We start from the raw sequence: 13,538 nt of genomic DNA on the forward strand, positions 1-13,538 counted from the left end.
CAGACCATGTATCAGACCACCTATCACCGCGCCGCCTCCGTCGACGAAGCCCTCCGCCTGCATGCGGGCGGAGAGGAAAGCAAGTATGTCTCGGGAGGGATGACGCTCATCCCGACCATGAAGCAGCGGCTGGCGGCGCCGACCGATCTGATCGACCTGCGTCGCATTGCCTCTCTCAAGGGCATCTCGATCAGCGGCAAGACCGTGCGCATAGGCGCAGCGACGACGCATTACGAAGTGTCCTCGTCGGCCGAGTTGCGGGCCGTCTGTCCTGCCATATGCGATCTGGCCGCCCATATCGGCGATCCCCACGTGCGCCACATGGGGACCATCGGCGGTTCGATCGCCAACGATGATCCGGCTGCCGACTATCCTTCCGCGATGCTGGCACTGGGTGCGACCATCGTCACGAACAAGCGCGAGATCGCCGCCAGCGACTTTTTCGTGGGCATGTTCGAAACGGCTCTCGAAGACGGCGAGATCATCACCTCGATCTCCTTCGACGCTCCCGCCAAGGCTGCCTATGCAAAGTTCCCCAATCCGGCATCGCGCTATGCCATGGCCGGTGTCTTCGTCGCGCGCGATGCCGGCGGCACCGTGCGCGTTGCCGTGACCGGCGCGGGATCAAACGGCGTCTTCCGGCAGACGGACATGGAAGCGGCTCTCTCCGCGAACTGGTCCGCGGACGCGATTGCAGGCATCACCGTGGATCCCGCCGATCTGCTCTCCGACATTCACGGCAGCGCGGAATATCGCGCCAATCTCGTGAAGGTCATGGCCAAGCGGGCCGTTGCGGCGGCCTGACCGAGTGCATCCGGCCGGGAATGAAGGGGACGGTCCCGGCCGTCCCTTTTGTTGCGGACTTGACATGCATCAACAACGAGGGGAATTAGTCTCGGTAGTCTGGAATGGTTCAAATATAGGCGCCGTTTTGCCGCAGCCCTGCTTGTTGCAGACCATACTTTGCGGGTGTAGGTGCGGTGCCACTTGAGAAAGCGGATAGTGCCGCTTCAGGGTGCCGGTTTTCCGGTCAGGAGACTGTGATGGATTTCGAAAGCTTCTTCAAAACCGAGCTGGAAGGCTTGCATCAGGAGGGCCGCTACCGCGTCTTTGCTGATCTGGAGCGCCACAAGGGCAATTTCCCCAAGGCGACGCGCCACACGGTTTCGGGACCGCAGGAAGTCACGGTCTGGTGTTCCAACGACTACCTCGGAATGGGCCAGCACCCGAAGGTCACCGAGGCGATGAAGCTGGCGATCGACCAATGTGGCGCCGGTGCCGGTGGCACCCGCAACATTTCGGGCACCAACCACTATCACGTCTTGCTGGAACGCGAGCTTGCTGACCTTCACGGTAAGGAAGCCGCCCTGCTCTTCACGTCGGGCTATGTCTCCAACTGGGCCGCGCTCGGCACGCTCTGTTCCAAGATCCCCGGTGTCATCGTGTTTTCGGACGCCGGGAACCACGCTTCGATGATCGAGGGCATTCGCCACTCGAAGTGCGAGCGGGCCATCTGGAAGCACAACGACCTCAAGGATCTCGAAGCCAAGCTCGCCGCTGCCGACCCGCGTGCGCCCAAGCTCATTGCCTTCGAATCGGTCTACTCGATGGACGGTGACATCGCGCCGATCAAGGAGATCTGCGATATTGCCGACCGCTACGGTGCCATGACCTACCTCGACGAGGTGCACGCCGTCGGCATGTACGGTCCGCGCGGCGGGGGAATTGCGGAGCGCGAAGGCCTGATGCACCGGCTGACGGTGATCGAAGGCACGCTCGGCAAGGCATTCGGCGTCATGGGCGGCTACATCGCAGCTTCCACGGCACTGTGCGATTTCATCCGTTCCTTCGCGTCCGGGTTCATCTTTACGACAGCACTGCCGCCGACGCTTGCCGCAGGTGCCGTCGCCTCGATCCGCCACCTCAAGGAAAGCCAGCAGGAACGTTTCGCCCATCAGGAACGGGTTCGCCGCCTTCGAGCGCAGCTCGACCGGAATGGCATTCCGCACATGGGCAATCCGAGCCACATCGTGCCGGTGATGGTTGGCGACGCCGCAAAGTGCAAGTGGATCTCGGACCTGCTGCTCGACAACTTCGGCGTCTACGTGCAGCCGATCAACTATCCGACGGTGCCGAAGAAGACCGAGCGCCTCAGGATCACCCCGACGCCGCTGCACTCGGATGCCGACATCGACCATCTGGTCGGCGCGCTCCATTCCCTGTGGTCGCGCTGTGCGCTTGCCCGCGCCGTGGCATAAGACAGGCGCATTGACGCGCCCCTGCAAAACAATGGCCGCCCTCTAGGCGGCCATTTCCTTTTTCGAGATGATCTCGCGGGCCATTCGCCGCGCCTCGGCGTCGGCTTCGAAGACATGAGCCATCTTGGTGGCGCTGCCACAGCCGATCATTCCATCCATCACTTCTTCGGCGATCTCGGCCATGTCGAGGAAGCCGATCCTTCCATCGACGAAGGCATAGCAGGCCACTTCCTCGGCGGCATTCATGACGGCAGCCTGCAGTCCGCCGCGTTCGAGTGCGACGCGCGCCAGCCGAAGCGCCGGGAAGCGGTCTTCGTCCGGAGCCTCGAAGTCGAGACGCGAGAGCCTGGTGAAATCGAGCCGCTCGACGTTGAGGGACGGGCGCTTCGGATAGGTGAGCGCATAACCGATCGCAGTGCGCATGTCGGGGCACCCGAGCTGCGCGATCACCGAGCCGTCGGTGTAACCGACCATGGAGTGGATCACCGATTGCGGATGGACGACCACCTCGATCTGGTCCGGCCGGACGTCAAAGAGGTGCTTGGCCTCGACCATCTCCAGCGCCTTGTTGAACATGGAGGCGCTTCCGATCGAGATCTTGAGGCCCATGGACCAGTTCGGATGCGCGCGTGCCGCTGCGGCCGTGACCCCTGCCATCTGCTCGCGCGTAGACGTGCGGAAGGGTCCGCCGGATGCCGTGAGCACGATCCTCTCGACGGCGTGGCGCTGGTCGTCCTCGAGCGACTGGAAGATCGCGCTGTGTTCACTGTCGACGGGGATCAGCCGCCCGCCGCCCTGAGCGACCGCGTCCACGAAGAGGCTGCCGGCAGAAACCAGGCATTCCTTGTTGGCAAGGGCGATATCGGCGCCGCGCTCGGCCGCAGCAAGCGTCGGGGCAAGGCCTGCCGTGCCGACGATCGCCGCCATGACCCAATCGGATTCCATCGCCGCCGCTTCGATCAGGGCCTCGCGCCCGGCGGCCACTGCCGTGCCGCTTCCCGAAAGCGCCTGCTTGAGCTCCGCATAGCGGCTCTCGTCGGCGGTAACCGCGATGCGCGCGCCGCAGGCACGTGCCTGTTCGGCCAACAGCTCCACATTACCGTTACCGGTGACGGCGACCACTTCGAAGCTTTCGCGTCCGCCAAGCTGGTCGATCACATCGAGTGTACTGGTGCCGATCGATCCGGTCGCGCCGAGAATCGTCAGGCGGCGTCTTTCACTTTCGCCCCGAGCCATGGGTGGATTCCGTCATTTTCTTCTTCTATTGGATAGGCTGTACAGCTGAACGGCACGCGCAACAAGACTCGCGACCACACGGAGGAAGCCGAATCGCCAGGAAAGGCAGCGGCGAAGCTGCTTTATCTTGACCTTTTCGCCGGAGCAGCCATAACGTCCACGCGAAGCGCCGGGCGCTTGAAGGACAATTGGAGGATTCTGTGCGGATATCGATTAAGGCTTGTGCGATAGCCCTGTTGTTTCTTCCTCCGTTTTCGCAAGCGTCGGCCGCAGATATCATCGTTCCCCAGGGACTGGGCGGGACCTGGGTCGCCCAGGACATCAACGGCGGAGCCGTGATCGACACGCTGCGCACGACACTCGAAATCCGGCCCGACGGCTCTTACGGCGGCAATGGCGGCTGTAACACCTACAGGGGCAACCTGAAGGTGGAAGAAGGCGGCGCGATCACCTTCGCGCCGGCCGCCGCGACCCGCAAGATGTGCGCGCCCGCGATCATGGACCAGGAACAGAAGTTCTTCGACGCCCTCGGCACGGTGAAGTCCTGGAGGCTCGAGAACGGGTTCCTCCATCTTGCCGACAAGGATGGCGGACATGCCCTGCGGCTTTCGGCCTCCCCGGATGGAACCGATATCGTCATCCACTTGCCGCAGACCCTTTCGGTCGCCCGCGAAACCGTGAACTATGTATGCGACGACGGACAGAAGCTTTCCGTCGAATACATCAATGCGATGCCTATTTCGCTGGCCGTGCTGGCGATCGGCGAAAACACCGTGATTGCCAGCAACGTGCTGTCCGCATCCGGAGCCAAGTACACGGGCGGTCAGTACGAATGGTGGACGAAGGGCGAGGAAGCAACGCTCTACGACCTTACCAGGGGCGAGAACGCACCCGGCGTCGTCTGCCGCCGGCCGAGCTGATCCGGGCGCCGGACGTCCGGCGGGATGGATCCTTGAAAAACACGAGGGACCTCGAGCGGGAGGACTTGCGACAATGACGACATTCCGCGTCGGCCAGAAAGTGGTCTGCGTCAACGATCGCTTCAAGAACGTGTCGATCGACCAGGGCATTCGGAAAGGCCAGATCTACACGGTGCGCTGGACCGGCCAATACCGCCACTATGTCGACGGCGATTTCTACGGCATCAAGCTGGTGGAGCTTTACCGGGGCAATGACGATGGGCCCGAAGGCTACGGCGCAGTCGACATGCCGTTCAGGGCAACGCGCTTCCGACCGCTCGTCAGCGATCGCTTCCGCAGCATGCTGGGCATGAAGGCACCGAAGCCGAAGGTCGAGGCTCGCCCCTCCATGATCCCGTCCGTTCGCCCGAAACCCAAGGTCGCCGCGCCGGTGAAGGAAGAGGAAACTGTCTGATGGACGGAAGCTCTCGGGCGCAAGTGCAAAAGCGTCCCGAGCCTCTCCCTACATCCGCCGGCTCGCCCTCCTTTTTCAACTGAAGCAGGCCCAGTCTTGCCTGGCGGCATGATCGGTCCCCGAGAAACGAATGGAGCAGGGCTCGTGAACGACAAGCTGTCAAAGCAGTTTCACGCCGAGATGCTGGCGATCTACGACCACTGTGCGGCGCTGGGCTTCAGACCGGTCCTGCTGCGTCGGTTCGTCATCCTCAACGGAGGCGTGAAGGCAGCCAAGGAACTGGTCTTCAAGCCCGGGACGACGGGCCTCGAGCGGCTCGTTGCCGCCGGAAGACAGGAGCTGTCGCTGGAGGCAAGAATGCTCGCGCCGCAGTACAGTCCGCTCTTCACGGCAGCCGAGATAAAGGAGGCCACCCAGCGCCTGGCGAACGCATCGCCGCGCTCGCGCTCGAGGGGAAGACTGACGGCACAGGTCACGCCTCGCGAATCGTAGGAGATACGCGGAGTCCAGGACCCCGGCCCGGAAAACGAACGCATAGGAACGTCGTGGGAACGTACAGGGACGCAGGATAGACTAACGAATTGATTTGGTGGTGATCCCGACGCGATTCGAACGCGTGACCCCCAGATTAGGAATCTGGTGCTCTATCCTGCTGAGCTACGGGACCACTGACAGCACCCATACAAAAGCTCGCCGTCGAAGCCAAGCGATTTTACGAGCGGGGCACCTGCTGACGGTCCGGATTGCCGGATGGCGGGCCAGCAGGAGCGGACGTCCGGCAAGATTCTCCCTGGGACGCCGTCCCGCGGAGCCCATCCGGCCCGACGCCTCGTTTTGTCAGGCGGCCAATCGGCTCTCCGCGAGTCGCACCCAGTAGCTCACCCCGTGCGGTATGACCTCGTCGTTGAAGTCGTAAGCAGGGTGGTGGAGGCCTGCCGTCTCGCCGTTGCCGATGAAGACGAAGGCTCCGGGCCGGGAAAGCAGCATGTAGGAGAAGTCCTCGCCGCCCATCATCGGATCGATGGACGCGTTGACCTTCCCGTTGCCGGCAATCTCGGTCGCCGTCTCGACCGCGTACCCCGTTTCTCCGGGATGGTTGACCGTAACCGGATAGTTACGGTGATACCGGACGGCGATCTCGGCGCCGTGGGCTGCTGCCAGCCCGGCGCAGATCTGGCGGATGCGCGCCTCGGCTTCCTCGCGCATCTCGTTGCTGAGGGTGCGCACCGTGCCGGCGAGCGTCGCCTGCTCCGGAATGACGTTGTGGGCGAAGCCGGCGTTGAACTTCGTGACCGAGACGACGAGGCACGAAACCGGATCCGCAGACCGCGAGACGATCGTCTGGAGCGCCGAAACGATGCTGGAGCCGATCACGATCGGATCGATGGTCTTGTGTGGCTGCGCCGCGTGCCCGCCGCGCCCGTTGATGGTGATGTCGAATTCGTCGGTCGCGGCCATGATCGCGCCGACCCTTACGCCGAAATTTCCGACCGGCATGCCCGGCAGGTTGTGCATGCCGTAGACCTCGGAGATGGAGAAGCGTTCCATCATGCCGTCCTTGACCATCTCGTTGCCGCCGCCGCCGCCCTCCTCGGCCGGCTGGAAGATCACGGCGACGTTGCCGTCGAAATTGCGGGTTTCAGCAAGGTACTTCGCAGCCCCCAGCAGCATCGCCGTGTGGCCGTCATGACCGCAGGCATGCATCTTGCCGGTCGTCTGCGAGGCCCAGGACTTTCCGCTCGCTTCCACAATGGGCAGGGCATCCATGTCGGCGCGAAGGCCGATGGTGCGGCCGGGGCCTCGTCCCTTGATCAACCCCACGACCCCCGTCCGTCCGATTCCGGTGACCACCTCGTCCACACCGAAGCTCGCAAGCTTCTCTGCAACGAAGGCCGCGGTCTTCTCGACGGCGAACATCAGTTCGGGCTCCCGGTGCAGGTGTCTGCGCCACTCCGTGATCTCGTCATGAAGTTCTGCGGCACGGTTCAATACGGGCATGCGGAGTTCCTGTCGTTGCGGCCTCAGAAAAATGGCCATGAATCGGCGGATGGCTTTGCCATCACCCTGCCATATAGGGTAAATAGGGCGAGGCTTCGAGACAACTGCCGATTTCCGAAGGACAGAACCCTTGCAGACGAGTGGACGATTCATGCGCCGGAATGCGGCTTTCTTTGGAGCGGCGACCGCGATGGCCGCCTCGTTCTTTGCCACGACGGTGATGGCGGAAACTGGCCCGCGCATGCTGGTCGACGTGAACTCGCTCAAGGTGATCGAGCACAGGGACGCCTTCCACAAGTGGTATCCGGCCTCGCTGACCAAGCTGATGACGGCCTACACCGTATTCCGCGCGATCAAGGCCGGCGAAATCACGCTGCAAAGCCCGGTCGTCATGACCAAGAACGCCGCCGGCGAACCACCGAGCAAGATGGGCTTCAAGCCCGGCCAGGCGATGACGCTCGACAGCGCCCTGAAGATGATGCTGATCAAGTCCGCCAACGATATCGCGGTCGCGATCGCCGAGTCGGTCGGCGGCTCCGAGCCGGCCTTCATCCAGCGCATGAACAGCGAAGCAGCCCGCATCGGCATGAGCTCTTCCCACTTCATCAATCCCAACGGCCTGCCGGGCAAGGGCCAGTACACCACCGCCCGGGATCTCGCCGTTCTGGCAGTGACGATCAAGCGCGAATTCCCCGAGTATGCTCCCTATTTCGCCATGGAAGGGTTCACCACGGGCAAGCGCAACTACAAGAACTACAACATGCTGATCGGTCGCTTCGATGGCGCCGATGGCATGAAGACGGGCTTCATCTGCGCCTCCGGCTTCAACCAGGTTTCGTCGGCCACCCGCAACGGGCGGAGCGTCGTTTCGGTCGTTCTTGGCGAAGAAAGCCTCGGTGCGCGCGCCGACGCTTCGGCGAACATGCTGCAGAAAGGGCTGACCGCTGGAGGAGCCGGCGCGACGACTCTCGGCCGCTTGCAGCCCTATGGCGATACGATCGAAGTGGCTGATATCTCTAGGGAGATCTGCTCCAAGCATGGCGCCAAAATTCGCAGCGAAGGCCGCGACGAGGCCGGGCGCCAGAAGCTGTCCTCTCCCTATATCCATGAGCTGGATCGCCCGCTGAACCTGGTCTTTGCGGGCCTTATCAGCGGCGGGGTGGCCAAGGCATCGGCGAACGAACAGGCTTCCGTGGGCGATACCGGCGAAGCCGCGAACGTGCCCATCCCGATCCCGCGCCCGACCTTCTGATCGGTAATACGATGTCCTTCGTGAACAAGAGGGTGCCCGTCTCGATCGTGACCGGATTTCTGGGCGCGGGCAAAACCACCCTGCTCAACCGTCTGCTTAGGGATCCGGACCTTACAGATACCGCCGTCATCATCAACGAGTTCGGGGAGGTCGGCATCGACCACCTGCTGGTCGAGAGCTCGGGCGACGGCATCATCGAACTTTCCGACGGCTGCCTGTGCTGCACGGTTCGCGGCGAACTGGTCGACACGCTCGCCGACCTCATGGATCGCATGCAGACCGGCCGCATAAGCCCTTTGCAGCGCGTCGTCATAGAGACCACGGGGCTCGCGGACCCGGCGCCGGTACTGCAGGCGGTGATGGGAAACCCGGTGATTGCCCACAGCTTCAGCCTTGACGGCGTCGTTGCCGTCGTCGACGCCGTCAACGGACTGTCGACGCTCGCGAACCATCCGGAAGCCGTAAAGCAGGTCGCGGTCGCGGACCGGCTCGTGGTGAGCAAGCAATCGCTGGCCGATAAGGACGCGATTTCCGCACTGTTCTCGGAGCTTTCGGTGCTCAATCCGCGCGCGTTGATCGTGGATGCCGACGATGCGGTGGCCGTACATGCCTCGCTGCTTGCATGCGGGCTCTACGACCCGGGCTCAAAGACGCCTGACGTCCAGCGCTGGCTGAATGACGAGGCGGCATCGACGCACGGGCATGGCGACCATGACCACCCGGACCATGACCACGCCGACGACCATCACGATCATGACGGGCATGAGCCGCACGCGCACCATCACGGGCACGCGCATGGCCACGGTCATGGACACCAGCACGCCCACGACGTGACCCGTCATGACGCGACGATACGCTCGTTCAGCCTTGTCCACGACAGGCCGATCGATCCCATGGCGCTTGAGATGTTCATCGACCTGCTGCGCTCGGCGCACGGGGAGAAGCTGCTTCGCATGAAGGCGATCGTGGCGGTCAGCGACAAGCCGGAGCGGCCGGTGATCCTTCACGGCGTGCAGACGGTGTTCCACCCTCCGGAGCGGCTCGCCGCCTGGCCGGATCCGTCCGACCGGCGCACGCGGATGGTGCTGATCACCAAGGACCTTCCGGAAACCTTTGTACGCGACCTCTTCGATGCGTTTACAGGCAAGCCCCGGATAGACAGGCCGGACAGGTCCGCGCTCGAGGACAACCCCCTCGCGATACCTGGTCTCAAACTGTAGAGGGTAGACCCCTCATCCAATCTTGCGGATGAGGAAACGGTGACCGTCGTCGAGGCGCTCGGACGCCTCCAGGCCGTGGCCGTATTGCTTGCAGAAATGCGGAATATCGATCACCGCGAGCGGATCGGTCGTCTCGACCCAGACAGCCGCCCCGGCGGACATCGACTCAAGCCTCTTACGCGTCTTCAGAACTGGCAGTGGGCACTTCAACCCCTTGAGGTCGTAGGTGTCGACGCGATCGAGTTGGTCGCCCACGGTCATTTCTTCCAGAATTTCCAGAACGGCTTCTTCTCGCCCTGCTCGGGCTGAGCCTGGGCAACATAGGCATTCGCGTTCTCGCCGGGAACGACCGCCGCGGCTGCGCCCTCGGATGCCGCCTGCTGCTGCTGTGCACCGGCAACAGGATTAGGATTTGCCTCGGCCGGCTTCTTCTCGGCGATGGCGGAAGCTTCCTCGGCAGCCAGGCTGTGCGGCGCGGTGGCACTGCGGGCCTCGGCTTCGACGCTTGCTGCGGCATCGACCGGCGCGGGCCCGACCGCGGCAACGGCGTTATTCTCTGTGTCCTTGGACCACAACTTCCAGAAGGGTTTCTTTTCCGGCTGCTGGGGCTCTGCCTGGACGCCGGCGATCGTGGGGTTCTCGCCCGGAACCGGCACCCCGCCGGTGGCTTTCGCCGCCGCCTTGCCCTCGGCCACGTCGGACGCGAGATTGGCGAGTTCAGCCGCCTTGCGGTCCTCCTCCGCCTTCTGTGCCCGGTCGGCCATTTCGATCTTGCGCTGGGCGGCTTCCTCCGCCCTCTTCTTCTCCGCCTCGATCTCGCGAAGCGTCATCAGCTTGCCGGCATCGATGGAGTTGCCGGTCGGGGCGTAGGCGAGCTCGCGACCCTTGCGCTGCTCGGCGACGATCGCCTTGCGCTGGGCCTCGCTCGGCTCGAGCCAGACGGTGCCCTCGTACTTCTTCATCGCCTTCTGGTATTCCATGGCATAGGTCTTCTGATGAGAAGCCAGCGCCATCTGCAACGAGGCAGGGGTAGACATCGCCGGGCACTTGCCTCCAGAGGCGAAGGTGCCCTCGGTTGCCTGCTGGTTGAAGACGTACTTCTTGTCGCAGACATTGACCTCGGGCGGACGCTTGGTGACCTCGAAGTGGTCATAGCCCACTTTGAGCATCTTCCAGAATTCCATGTTCGGATTGTCGCGGTGACGCGCCATATTCTCCGCGGTCATGCGGAAGGGAAAGATCTGAAGCTGGATGTTCTGCTGGCCGCCCTTGAACGCATCGCGCGCGAAGGCGAAAATCTCGATCATCTGCTCGTCGGTCATCGAGTAGCAGCCCGACGACGAACAGGCGCCGTGGATCATTAGATTGCTGCCGAAGAAGCCGTTTGCACGGTCATAATTGTTCGGGAAACCCGTGTTGATCGCCAGGTAGTAGCTCGAATGCGGGTTCATCAGCGCCTTGGAGAGCGGATAGAAACCCTCCGGTGCCTGACGGTCGCCTTCCTTCTGCTTCGGACCCAGCTTTCCCGACCAGGCGCAGATCTTGTAGCTCTTGACCATCTGGAACCGGTCAAGGCGATTCGCCTTCCAGACCTCGAGGGTGCCTTCTTCCTTGAAGATGCGGACCATCACCGGTGCCGCGCGGTCGATGTTCATCGAGGCCATCTTCGAGACGATCTGTCCCGAAAGGGGATATTCGACCTTGTTGGAAACCGACTTCAGGTTGACCGACGCGGTATCCAGCGTGTCGTTTGTGCAGCCACCGGCAGCGACGGCCATCATGGAAACAGCGGCAAGAACTTTCAGGCGCATTACAAAAATCCGTGATGTGAACAGGCTTCCGCCGGCTCATCCGGCGTGTCGGGCAGGAAATTCTACCCTGCTTATACTTCACAAAGTATTACCGGCAAACCTTTCGCGGAGCTTCCGCCGACCGGTGCTACCGGTCAGACATCAGGAATATGGCCAACGTTTGGCCATACTCGCGCCTGGAGCGAAAACGGATCACGTGTTGCAAGTCAGTCCGTCAGAGCTGCCGGCCGATATTGAGGTAGCGCTGGCGGCGGTCACGACGCAACTGGTCGCCCGGCTTGGCCGAAAGATCCTTCAGAGCGCCAGCGATTACGTCGCCGGTGGCGGCGATCACGCTCTCCGGATCGCGGTGCGCACCACCGACGGGTTCCGGGATGATGCCGTCGATCACGCCGAAGGCTCTCAGATCCTCCGCGGTGATCTTCATGTTGCTCGCGGCTTCCTTGGCACGCGTCGAATCACGCCAAAGGATGGAGGCAGCCCCCTCCGGCGAGATGACGCTGTAGATTGCGTGTTCGAGCATGTAGACCCGGTCGCCGGTCGCAATCGCGATGGCACCACCCGAACCGCCCTCGCCGAGGACGACGGACACGATCGGCACGCGGACGTTGAGGCACATTTCGGTCGACCGGGCGATCGCCTCGGCCTGTCCTCGTTCCTCGGCACCGATGCCCGGATAGGCGCCGGCGGTGTCAATCAGCGTGACGACCGGCAACCCGAAACGGTCTGCCATCTCGAGAATGCGGATAGCCTTCCGGTAGCCTTCCGGGCGAGCACTGCCGAAGTTGTGCTTCAGTCGCGACTTGGTGTCGTTGCCCTTTTCCTGGCCGATGATGGCGACCGGCTGGCCGCGAAAACGCCCGAGCCCGGCCTGGATTGCCTCGTCGTCTGCAAACTTGCGGTCGCCCGAGAGCGGTGTGAACTCTTCGAAGAGCCCGGCTGCATAGTCCATGAAGTGCGGCCGCTGCGGATGCCGGGCGACCTGCGTCTTCTGCCATGGAGTGAGCTTCGAATAGATATCGACCATCGCCTCGCGGGCGCGGACCTCCAATCGGCCAACCTCATCCGACGTATCGATGCTCTGATCTTCCTCGGCGAGCTTCTTGAGCTCATGGATCTTGCCTTCGAGGTCGGAGATGGGTTTTTCGAAATCGAGGTAATTATGCATGAGTTGCGTTCCGATCAATTGCTCCAACTGGCCCAGACCTTGGGAGAATGTCCTTCGGCCAGGAAACGTTGGCGTCCTAATCCGGCTTTTTTCCCTGCTTGGCAAGGGGTGATGGTTTTGAACAAGTTCATGTAGGCGCTCTTCGAGCACATGCGTGTAGATTTGCGTTGTCGAAATGTCCGAATGGCCCAGCAGTTCCTGCACAGCACGCAAGTCCGCTCCGTTCTGGAGCAGATGGCTTGCGAAGGCATGGCGCAGCACGTGCGGCGAAAGACTTGCCGCACGGATGCCCGCCCGCGATGCGAGGCCCTTCAGCTCCCGGGCGAAAACCTGGCGCGGCAGATACCCTTCCTTTCCGTTCGAGGGGAACAGATAGGTACTCTGTTCGCGTTTTCCATCCGCCTCGCTTTCGGCGGCGAGCGACTCGCCATAGATTGCCAGGGCCGCGCTTGCCGCGCGCGACAACGGGACGAGCCGCTCCTTGTTGCCCTTGCCCTTGATCACCAGGAACCGGCCTTCCTGCGCAAGCACCGTCACGGGTAGAGACACGAGCTCGCTGACGCGCATGCCGGTCGCGTAGAGCGTTTCGATCAGCGCATGCATGCGCCGGCGCGCGAGCAGCCCCGGGCCAGGCTCGGCGGCCTCGCGCTCCGCCTGCCCGATCAATCGCGTCACATCCGCGATGCTGAGAGTCTTCGGCAGCGACCGGGCCTTGCGGGGCGCGTCGAGAATGCCTGTAGGATCGTCGCCCCGCATGCCCTCGCCATAAAGGAATTTGTAGAACTGGCGCAGCGCCGACAGGCTGCGCGCCTGCGACGACGCCTTGAAGCCCTGCCGCGCGAGATGGGAAAGATAGGCGCGCAGATCCTCAGACCCGGCTTCCGTCAGCCGTACGCCTCTTTCGCCGAGAAAGGAGCGAGCGTCGTCGAGGTCCCGCTCATAGGACTGCAGGGTGTTTTCCGCGGCCCCCCTCTCGGCACTCATCATCTCGAGGAAGGATTCGAGATGAACCGCGCTCAGGTCTCGCATTGGGCCCCCTATGGCTGCGGATTGATGCGCTCGGCGGGAATGCGGATGGTCACCTCGCGCTGACGGGGCTCGACAAACGTAACCAGCGCCACCATGGTTCCATAGATCGTTCCCGCGATGACGGCGCAGACAAACAGGAACCGGAAGAGGGTCGGCATTTCGCACTCCTTGTTGCCGGGATCTATAACACAA

13 protein-coding genes, 1 tRNA gene and 1 pseudogene are annotated in these 13,538 nt (G+C 62.8%); 7 read left to right on the forward strand and 8 right to left on the reverse strand.

Translation table 11 applies throughout. The annotated features are described in order from the left end of the window. The first annotated feature begins 6 nt into the window (after positions 1-6). Positions 7-804 carry a xanthine dehydrogenase family protein subunit M gene (locus F3Y30_RS01285; protein ID WP_203424794.1) on the forward strand — a complete coding sequence of 266 codons (798 nt, stop codon included), beginning with the start codon at positions 7-9 and terminating at the stop codon, positions 802-804. A 239-nt stretch (positions 805-1,043) separates the two neighbouring features. Beyond that, on the forward strand, positions 1,044-2,258 hold the full coding sequence (gene hemA, locus F3Y30_RS01290; protein WP_203424795.1) for a 5-aminolevulinate synthase: 1,215 nt from the start codon (positions 1,044-1,046) through the stop codon (positions 2,256-2,258). Positions 2,259-2,300: 42 nt separating this feature from the next. Here the strand turns inward: hemA and dxr are convergent, their stop codons facing one another. Beyond that, entirely contained in the window at positions 2,301-3,494 is a 1,194-nt protein-coding gene (gene dxr / locus F3Y30_RS01295) for a 1-deoxy-D-xylulose-5-phosphate reductoisomerase (protein ID WP_203424796.1), read from the reverse strand. A 200-nt stretch (positions 3,495-3,694) separates the two neighbouring features. Between dxr and F3Y30_RS26125 the strand changes: the two genes are divergently transcribed. The 3 genes from F3Y30_RS26125 to F3Y30_RS01310 all read left to right on the forward strand — a co-directional run bounded on the left by F3Y30_RS26125 (position 3,695) and on the right by F3Y30_RS01310 (position 5,360). After that, entirely contained in the window at positions 3,695-4,414 is a 720-nt protein-coding gene (locus F3Y30_RS26125) for an META domain-containing protein (RefSeq protein ID WP_246752840.1), read from the forward strand. 73 nt (positions 4,415-4,487) lie between these two features. Beyond that, a complete protein-coding gene (locus F3Y30_RS01305) occupies positions 4,488-4,868 on the forward strand; it encodes a CAP-Gly domain protein (RefSeq protein WP_203424797.1) in 381 nt (126 codons plus the stop codon). A 144-nt stretch (positions 4,869-5,012) separates the two neighbouring features. Further along, positions 5,013-5,360, forward strand: coding sequence for a hypothetical protein (locus F3Y30_RS01310; RefSeq protein ID WP_203424798.1), 348 nt, complete (start codon positions 5,013-5,015; stop codon positions 5,358-5,360). Between the two features lie 98 nt (positions 5,361-5,458). On the opposite strand, the gene F3Y30_RS01315 is transcribed toward F3Y30_RS01310, so the two are convergent. Next, positions 5,459-5,535: transfer RNA gene (locus tag F3Y30_RS01315), tRNA-Arg, on the reverse strand. A gap of 170 nt (positions 5,536-5,705) precedes the next feature. Beyond that, positions 5,706-6,866: a M20 aminoacylase family protein gene (locus tag F3Y30_RS01320; protein ID WP_203424799.1), complete on the reverse strand. Its 1,161-nt coding sequence runs from the start codon at positions 6,864-6,866 to the stop codon at positions 5,706-5,708. Between the two features lie 190 nt (positions 6,867-7,056). On the opposite strand from F3Y30_RS01320, the gene F3Y30_RS01325 reads away from it, so the two are divergent. Continuing rightward, the gene (locus F3Y30_RS01325) at positions 7,057-8,118 is read left to right on the forward strand and encodes a D-alanyl-D-alanine carboxypeptidase family protein (RefSeq protein ID WP_203426437.1); all 1,062 of its coding nucleotides are present in this window, start codon (positions 7,057-7,059) and stop codon (positions 8,116-8,118) included. Between the two features lie 11 nt (positions 8,119-8,129). Next, positions 8,130-9,338: a GTP-binding protein gene (locus F3Y30_RS01330; RefSeq protein ID WP_203424800.1), complete on the forward strand. Its 1,209-nt coding sequence runs from the start codon at positions 8,130-8,132 to the stop codon at positions 9,336-9,338. Between the two features lie 12 nt (positions 9,339-9,350). On the opposite strand, the gene F3Y30_RS01335 is transcribed toward F3Y30_RS01330, so the two are convergent. From F3Y30_RS01335 to F3Y30_RS01355, 5 genes and pseudogenes are all read right to left on the reverse strand, one after another. Next, on the reverse strand, positions 9,351-9,599 hold the full coding sequence (locus F3Y30_RS01335; protein ID WP_203424801.1) for a sulfurtransferase TusA family protein: 249 nt from the start codon (positions 9,597-9,599) through the stop codon (positions 9,351-9,353). Then, complete coding sequence (locus F3Y30_RS26675) at positions 9,596-11,149, reverse strand: murein L,D-transpeptidase family protein (RefSeq protein ID WP_203424802.1); 1,554 nt, start codon at positions 11,147-11,149, stop codon at positions 9,596-9,598. Before F3Y30_RS26675 ends, F3Y30_RS01335 begins: the two co-directional genes overlap by 4 nt. Before the next feature lie 214 nt (positions 11,150-11,363). Then, the gene (locus F3Y30_RS01345; RefSeq protein ID WP_203426438.1) at positions 11,364-12,317 is read right to left on the reverse strand and encodes an acetyl-CoA carboxylase carboxyltransferase subunit alpha; all 954 of its coding nucleotides are present in this window, start codon (positions 12,315-12,317) and stop codon (positions 11,364-11,366) included. Positions 12,318-12,419: 102 nt separating this feature from the next. After that, positions 12,420-13,346, reverse strand: a pseudogene (gene xerD, locus F3Y30_RS01350) (site-specific tyrosine recombinase XerD); the annotation flags it as partial. 8 nt (positions 13,347-13,354) lie between these two features. After that, positions 13,355-13,504, reverse strand: a complete 150-nt coding sequence (locus F3Y30_RS01355) for a hypothetical protein (protein ID WP_203424803.1) — start codon at positions 13,502-13,504, stop codon at positions 13,355-13,357. Positions 13,505-13,538 lie beyond the last annotated feature (34 nt).

The sequence above is a fragment of the Sinorhizobium sp. BG8 genome, from assembly GCF_016864555.1.
Classification (GTDB): Bacteria; Pseudomonadota; Alphaproteobacteria; order Rhizobiales; family Rhizobiaceae; genus BG8.